General features: G+C 51.7%; 7 protein-coding genes. 1 reads left to right on the top strand and 6 read right to left on the bottom strand.

The features are described from left to right. Positions 1–42: 42 nt before the first annotated feature. From MRY86_RS19620 to MRY86_RS19630, 3 genes are all read right to left on the bottom strand, one after another. Entirely contained in the window at positions 43–1,083 is a 1,041-nt protein-coding gene (locus tag MRY86_RS19620) for an NADP(H)-dependent aldo-keto reductase (RefSeq protein ID WP_293570222.1), read from the bottom strand. A 114-nt stretch (positions 1,084–1,197) separates the two neighbouring features. Further along, the gene (locus MRY86_RS19625) at positions 1,198–2,592 is read right to left on the bottom strand and encodes a hypothetical protein (protein ID WP_293570223.1); all 1,395 of its coding nucleotides are present in this window, start codon (positions 2,590–2,592) and stop codon (positions 1,198–1,200) included. Next, positions 2,589–3,125 (bottom strand): RNA polymerase sigma factor, encoded by a 537-nt coding sequence (locus tag MRY86_RS19630; RefSeq protein WP_293570224.1) that lies wholly within the window; start codon positions 3,123–3,125, stop codon positions 2,589–2,591. The genes MRY86_RS19625 and MRY86_RS19630 overlap by 4 nt, the downstream gene beginning before the upstream one ends. A gap of 259 nt (positions 3,126–3,384) precedes the next feature. On the opposite strand from MRY86_RS19630, the gene paaI reads away from it, so the two are divergent. Further along, the gene (gene paaI, locus MRY86_RS19635) at positions 3,385–3,798 is read left to right on the top strand and encodes a hydroxyphenylacetyl-CoA thioesterase PaaI (RefSeq protein WP_293570226.1); all 414 of its coding nucleotides are present in this window, start codon (positions 3,385–3,387) and stop codon (positions 3,796–3,798) included. Position 3,799: 1 nt separating this feature from the next. Here paaI and MRY86_RS19640 read toward each other — a convergent pair whose 3' ends face one another. The 3 genes from MRY86_RS19640 to MRY86_RS19650 all read right to left on the bottom strand — a co-directional run bounded on the left by MRY86_RS19640 (position 3,800) and on the right by MRY86_RS19650 (position 5,883). Next, positions 3,800–5,098 carry an acetyl-CoA hydrolase/transferase C-terminal domain-containing protein gene (locus MRY86_RS19640; RefSeq protein ID WP_293570228.1) on the bottom strand — a complete coding sequence of 433 codons (1,299 nt, stop codon included), beginning with the start codon at positions 5,096–5,098 and terminating at the stop codon, positions 3,800–3,802. 173 nt (positions 5,099–5,271) lie between these two features. After that, the gene (locus MRY86_RS19645; RefSeq protein WP_293570230.1) at positions 5,272–5,721 is read right to left on the bottom strand and encodes a hypothetical protein; all 450 of its coding nucleotides are present in this window, start codon (positions 5,719–5,721) and stop codon (positions 5,272–5,274) included. 36 nt (positions 5,722–5,757) lie between these two features. Then, positions 5,758–5,883 (bottom strand): hypothetical protein, encoded by a 126-nt coding sequence (locus MRY86_RS19650; RefSeq protein WP_293570231.1) that lies wholly within the window; start codon positions 5,881–5,883, stop codon positions 5,758–5,760. Between the last annotated feature and the right edge of the window lie 461 nt (positions 5,884–6,344).

The following is a 6,344-nucleotide window of genomic DNA, read 5'->3' on the forward strand; positions in this document are numbered from 1 at the left end:
GGAGGGTATTGAGCGATTGAAGTGCCCAATACCCACTTATTTTTATGGTGCAGGGTTAGGAATCGCCTCGTGCACGGCTTCTATCTCGTTCAGTACATCCTGACTGAGCGTGACATCAATACTACTGATATTTTCCCGCAGTTGTTCCATCGTGGTCGCTCCGATGATGTTCGCCGTTGTGAAGGGCTGCTGATTGACGAAGGCGAGGGACATTTGCGCCATATTGAGCCCGTAGTTTTCGGCTATGGAAAGGTAACGGGTAGTCGCTTCCTGGCAATTCTGACTATTGTACCGGGAAAGCTGCTTGAACTTATTAATGCGGTCGCGCGGCTGATCCTGTTTACGGTGGTACTTGCCCGACAGCAGCCCGAAAGCCATAGGCGAGTAGGCAAGCAGCCCGGTTTGTTCGCGCATAGCTACCTCTGAAAGCCCGACTTCGAATGTCCGGTTGAGTAAGCTGTAGGGGTTCTGAATACTAACCATGCGCGGCAGGTTATGCACTTCTGCCAGATGATGATAGCGCATGAGGCCCCAGGGCGTTTCGTTAGATACTCCGTAGTGCCGGATCTTCCCCTCTTCCTTTAATTCATTCAGGGTTTGCAACACTTGTGGCAAATTGTCCTCCCATCCTTCATCGGGGTTGTGCTTATAGCCGCGCTTGCCGAAACAATTGGTATTGCGCTCCGGCCAGTGCAGCTGGTACAAGTCGACGTAGTCGGTCTGCAGGCGGTTCAGGCTGCCCTCGATAGCGGTACGGATTTGCTCCGGCGTGAAGCGCAGTGGGTTGCGGATGTGCTTTAGCCCGGTGGAAGGGCCCGTCACCTTGGTGGCTATGATGACGTCATCGCGCCTGCCCCTGCCTTTGAGCCAGGTGCCGATGATGCGTTCAGTGCTGCCCTGCGTTTCCGGGCGGCCCGGCACGCTGTACATTTCAGCGGTGTCTATAAAATTGACCCCCTGCTCAACGGCGTAACTGAGTTGCTCGTGCCCTTCTGCTTCGGTATTCTGCTCGCCAAAAGTCATAGTGCCCAGGCAAATTTTGCTCACCTTAAGGCCGGTGCGGCCAAGTTCTGAATATTTCATTGATGTGTTATCAGTTTGAAAGCGAATTTAGGAAAGTTATATAACAGCAACAGCGCTGGCTTCAGTAGTTTGAAACCAACGCTGCGATTTTTTTTAGTCTCTTGTAAGTGATATCTACAAGTGTTTCCGAATGCCCATAAACACACCCGCATTCATATGGCGCTGCTGTACAGCGAACTGATCTTGCGTAACTGAATTCGGGAACATCTTGAAGTGCGGTTCAATCAGTAATTCCAAGCCTGACTTCGTAGCATAGGTCAGGGCAACGCTACCATAGTAGCCTACGCCAGCCTGCCGCTTGAATACACTAACTGTATTGGGGTCTTCCGGGTTAAGCGGCGTGGGTGTGAGCGTCTCTGGTGAAAGGAAGTCGCCACTTTGGCGGAAGAGCAGGTTGAGGTATGCACCGCCGTTAACCGACAGCCCAAACTTGCCCATATCCATTTCGTAGCCTACAATAAATGGGATATCAAGCATACGGTAGGTATTGCGGCTCACTTTGTAGCGCTCGCCCACGGTCACGATTGTATCATACCCAATGATATTTCCCTGATTGTCGCGGACCGGCTCGGTGATTTCCCGGCGTTCCGTACCATTAAAGTAGGTGAATTTTTCGTTGACCTGAGAGTAGTTGATCCCGGTGCGGAAAGCCAGACCGTTTGCTGCTTCGAGGGAGAGGCGTACCCCACCGCTGTAGGCAAAGACGAAAGACTCCGTTTCCCGCCGGCTCTTGGCATAGTCTTCGAAGTTGGCATTGCGGGCTTCGAGGTCACTAAAAGCCAGGTCAGGCGATACCATCAGGTCGACGTATATCCCCCAATTGCCTTTGCCAAACTGTGCACACTTTGGCTCCGGATTAAATAGCGCAGGCAACACCGCCTTCTGCTCCCGCTCGTATACGGCAGCGATGCCGGGCAGTGCCGCTTCACGCGCAGGCTTTGGCAGGACCGATGCAGGAACGGCAAGGGTGGTCTGTTCCGCTGTGGCTAGCGGGTTGGCTTCCGTTTTAGAATAATCCAATACGGCAGAAGCCAACTGCTGAGTGGATTGTTGAGTAGCGATGGCTGCCGATTGGGCAACAGTAGCCTTAGGCACTGCTATGACGGACGGCTCATCAGAAGTGTTGAGTGTGGATTGCGGGCTGCGCGCCGCAGAGCGTGAGGTGTTTGCGAAAGCAGTGCTTTCAATTTCTTTGTGTTGTTCAATCGTTTTTGTAACAGAAGGTGTAGCCGCTGCCCGGAGGGCGATCTGCGGTTGATGTGGTGTTGCGAGAACAGGAAAAGCAGTGAGTGTGGGCTGCTGATTGTTCCAAAGCAACAGAGCTACCCCTGCGGCGGCCATAGAGGCCAGCACAGTTGCGAACGGTCTGTAATGCCGGATCTGATTTAGGAAACGGTGCTTCCAATTGCGTTTTTGGTCTATTTGCGCCCAAAGATGCATTGGCGTTTCGGTGGTCAGGCCCTGCAATCTGTCCCGAAACGCATCATCCAGGGGATGTTGTCGGTTCATACTGCAATTTTTTGAATTTTAACAATCATGCCTTGAAGCATTTTTCTGGCCTTGACTAATTGGGATCGTGATGTGCTTTCCTGAATGCCCAGCATCTCGGAGATTTCCTTATGGCTGTACCCCTCAATAGCGTAGAGGTTGAAGACCACGCGGTACCCTTCCGGTAGCTGATCGATCAGGCGAAGCATTTCTTCTTGTTCTAAGTTTTTGTAGGATTCTGGTTCCGTTGAGTGTTCGGGCTGGTTTTCCAGACCGATTTGTTCTTGCTGAAAGCTTTTCTTGCTGTAGTTTTTCAGGGCGGTGTTGATGACAATTCGCCGGATCCAGCCTTCAAAGGAGCCTTTGAATTGGAATTTATGGATATTATCAAAGACCTTTACGAAGGCATCCTGCAGAATATCCTCCGCCTCCATCCGGTGACGGGTATACCGCATGCATACCGCTAGCATCTTCCCAGCATAGCGCACAAAAAGCGCTTGCTGACAATGCCGGTCTTCTTTAATACAGCCTTGAACAATCTCTTTTTCCGTCACAGGAAATTATTGAGCTATACGCCCTACACCACTGCATTCTCCCCTAATGTAGGAACCCATAGTTGTTCAAAATACCCAGGTTAGCGGGAGGTTAAGCTTGGCGAAACCTATCAATAAGATGGCTCGGTCAGGGGAAACGCTGCCTGGATATTCAAAAAATATAACTCAAGATACAGAATATTATGGTATTATGCTGGAACAAATCAATATTTTCCATATGCCTCCGAAACAAGGAGTGGCTTCAGACAAAACAATGACCATGGAAAAGGCAGAACGAATCGTTGATCAGATGTACAGTAAGGATGCTTTTAGTCAGTGGTTGGGCATTGAAGTAGTAGCGGTAGCAGCAGGCCACTGTGTGCTAAGGATGGAGGTACGGGAAACCATGCTCAACGGTTTTGGCATCGCGCACGGTGGGATCAGCTACAGCCTTGCGGATAGCGCGCTGGCTTTTGCCTCCAACTCACAGGGCAGACATGCGCTGAGTATTGAAACTTCCATTTCACATACAGCTCCCCTAAAGGCAGGAGATATCATTACTGCCACAGCTACGGAAGAACAGTGCAGCCGCCGCATCGGCCTTTACCGGGTGGAAGTCCGTAAGGCCGATGGGCAATTGGCTGCAATATTTAAAGGTACGGTGTACCGAAAAAGTCAGGACTGGGAGGTGTAGGTTACTTCCAGGTCTTCAGGTGCAGGTGCTCGTAAGCCTGCTTCTCCAGATCTTCCCGGTGGTCGGGGTGCGCAATGGAAATCAGCTGACGGGCACGCTGCCGGAGGTTGCGGCCGAACATTTCGGCTACGCCATATTCCGTAACAATATAGTGCACGTGCGCACGGGTCGTCACAACACCTGCCCCTGGCTTCAGCATACAGGTGATACGGCTGATGCCCTTGTTGGTCGCAGAAGGCAATGCAATAATCGGTTTACCACCCTCCGAGAGCGAAGCCCCCCGGATAAAGTCCATCTGCCCCCCTACTCCGGAATAGACGCGCGTACCGATCGAGTCCGCACACACCTGTCCGGTCAGGTCTATTTCAATGGCGCTGTTGATGGCCACCACTTTGGGGTTTTGGCGGATCACAGCCGTATCGTTCACATAAGCGATGTCCAGGAAGCGGACCAGAGGGTTGTCATCTACGAAATCGTAGACTTTTTGTGTACCCATCAGAAAGCCCGTTACGATGTGGTTGCGGTGTTTTACCTTATGTTGATTAGTAATCACCCCTTTCTCTACCAGCTCAATGACGCCATCGGAGAACATCTCGGTGTGGATACCCAGTTCTTTATGGTTTTTCATGGCAGCCAGCGCGGCATTGGGGATGGTACCAATGCCCATTTGCAGGGTGGAGCCATCTTCAACGAGGTTCGCGATATGCTGACCAATGCGCTTTTCGATATCGGTAGGCTCAGGCAGGGCAATTTGCGGGAGTGCATAGTCCACCTCTGTCACCCGGTCGAACTTGCTGATATGAATAACGCCATCACCGTGAGTACGCGGCATTTGAGGATTGATCTCCGCGATCACGGTCTTGGCGGATTGGGCAGCGGCGAGGCTGGCATCCACAGAAACACCGAGCGTACAGAAACCATTTTTATCCGGAGGAGAGACCTGCAGCATCGCCACATCTAACGGAAGGATTTGGCGGCGGAACAACAGGGGCACTTCGCTTAGAAAGATCGGGATATAATCTGCCCGGCCGGCTTGTACGGCTTTCCGCAGATTCCCTCCCACGAAGAGGTTATTCACCCGGAAGGAGTCTTCCATACCTTCATCGGCGTAAGGCGCTGGCGCATCGGTATGCAGGTGCATGATTTGGATATTTCGGAGCTCTTCTGACCGTTTAGCCAGTGCCTCAATTAATGTCTTGGGGGCTGCGGTAGCACTGTGAATAAAAATCTTGTCCCCGGTTTTGACTAATGCGACCGCTTCCTCGGGGCTGACAGCGGTGTAGGATGGATTAAATTTCATGGTAATTATTTCATTCCGTTTGGCCGAAAGTACTTATAAAGCGCATAAAAGGGAAGGAAGGTTTGGCATTTTGGGGGGTGATTTTTGTTACCGTACTTTTTACAATAAGTATAGGTGAAAAACAAGCCCCGGCAGCCAGGTGACGGAGAAAAAATAAAGGATACAATTTTGATTCACTGAAATTTTCTAAACAACTGAGCAGAGGGAGTTTGTGTGAACTGCCCGCCGGTCTTCAGCTCCATGTTGGAGATAAAAGCTTCGCCCTGCCCTACGGAGATTTTGGCATAATTCCCGTATTCCGCCAGGCCTTCCAGCAGCTCTACGGTATTGTCTCCAATATCAAGGGTCGTATTGTTGCGCAGGCGCAGGAAGCGCTTGCCGATGCCCCACCCTTCAATGCGGAAAATACCTCCCGTAAGGCTAAGAATATGGCTCTGGAAAAAGTCAAAAAAGCCATTGCCGCTGAAGTCGATGCTGCCCTGTACTTCCAGCTCGCCGATTACTTCGAGCACGGCACGCCCGAAGGGGTCGTCCCCGTCCCAAAGCTGCACGATAGCGCCCGGCTCCAGTACCAGCTTGCCACCGTCTTCCACCACGCACTTAGAATCCTGGCTGACGCGCAAAATGCCGCCACTGCCGATGCGGGCTTCGCCCCCTTTCTAAATGCGGACCTGCCCGCCAAAGCCTGCGCTGAGCAGCCCATCGGAAAGTACTTCCGCATAGCCCCCCTCCTGTACGATAAAACGGGATTCTTTATTGATGTATACGCAATACGAAGTGGTCACCTACTGGCGCTGACGACCAGCACGGGGAACGATAAATGTCGGGTCGTTGATCCAGACATTCATCGTCTGGAATCTTGGATTTGCGACATCGGCCACTGACGAAGCGTAGCTTGTCAGGGCAAGCGCAAGCCACTTCTCAGCGTAAATGCTGACCCTAATGCCTTTAAGGTGGCCAAAGCCCAAAGGCGGCGAAACACGGGCAAGCATTGAGTAGGTTTGCTATGGCAAACCACTTAATCGTCAGTATAAATCGAGGTTAGCAAAGACCCAGTACGGCGTGTAATATCGGGGGGGGGGGACGTATCTATGATCTGTTGCGCGCAGAGCGCAGGCGCTGCCAGGATGAATATTCCAAACAGCAGGTTGTTGAAAATAGCGGTTATACCGACGACGAAGTAATTTGGAACCAAACATGACTTCGTGTCGGCATATACGCGTGCGTCGGGTTTGTGCCTTAGGCC

Origin of the sequence: Phaeodactylibacter sp., from assembly GCF_022763345.1 — a bacterium.
Lineage (GTDB): Bacteria > Bacteroidota > Bacteroidia > Chitinophagales > Saprospiraceae > Phaeodactylibacter.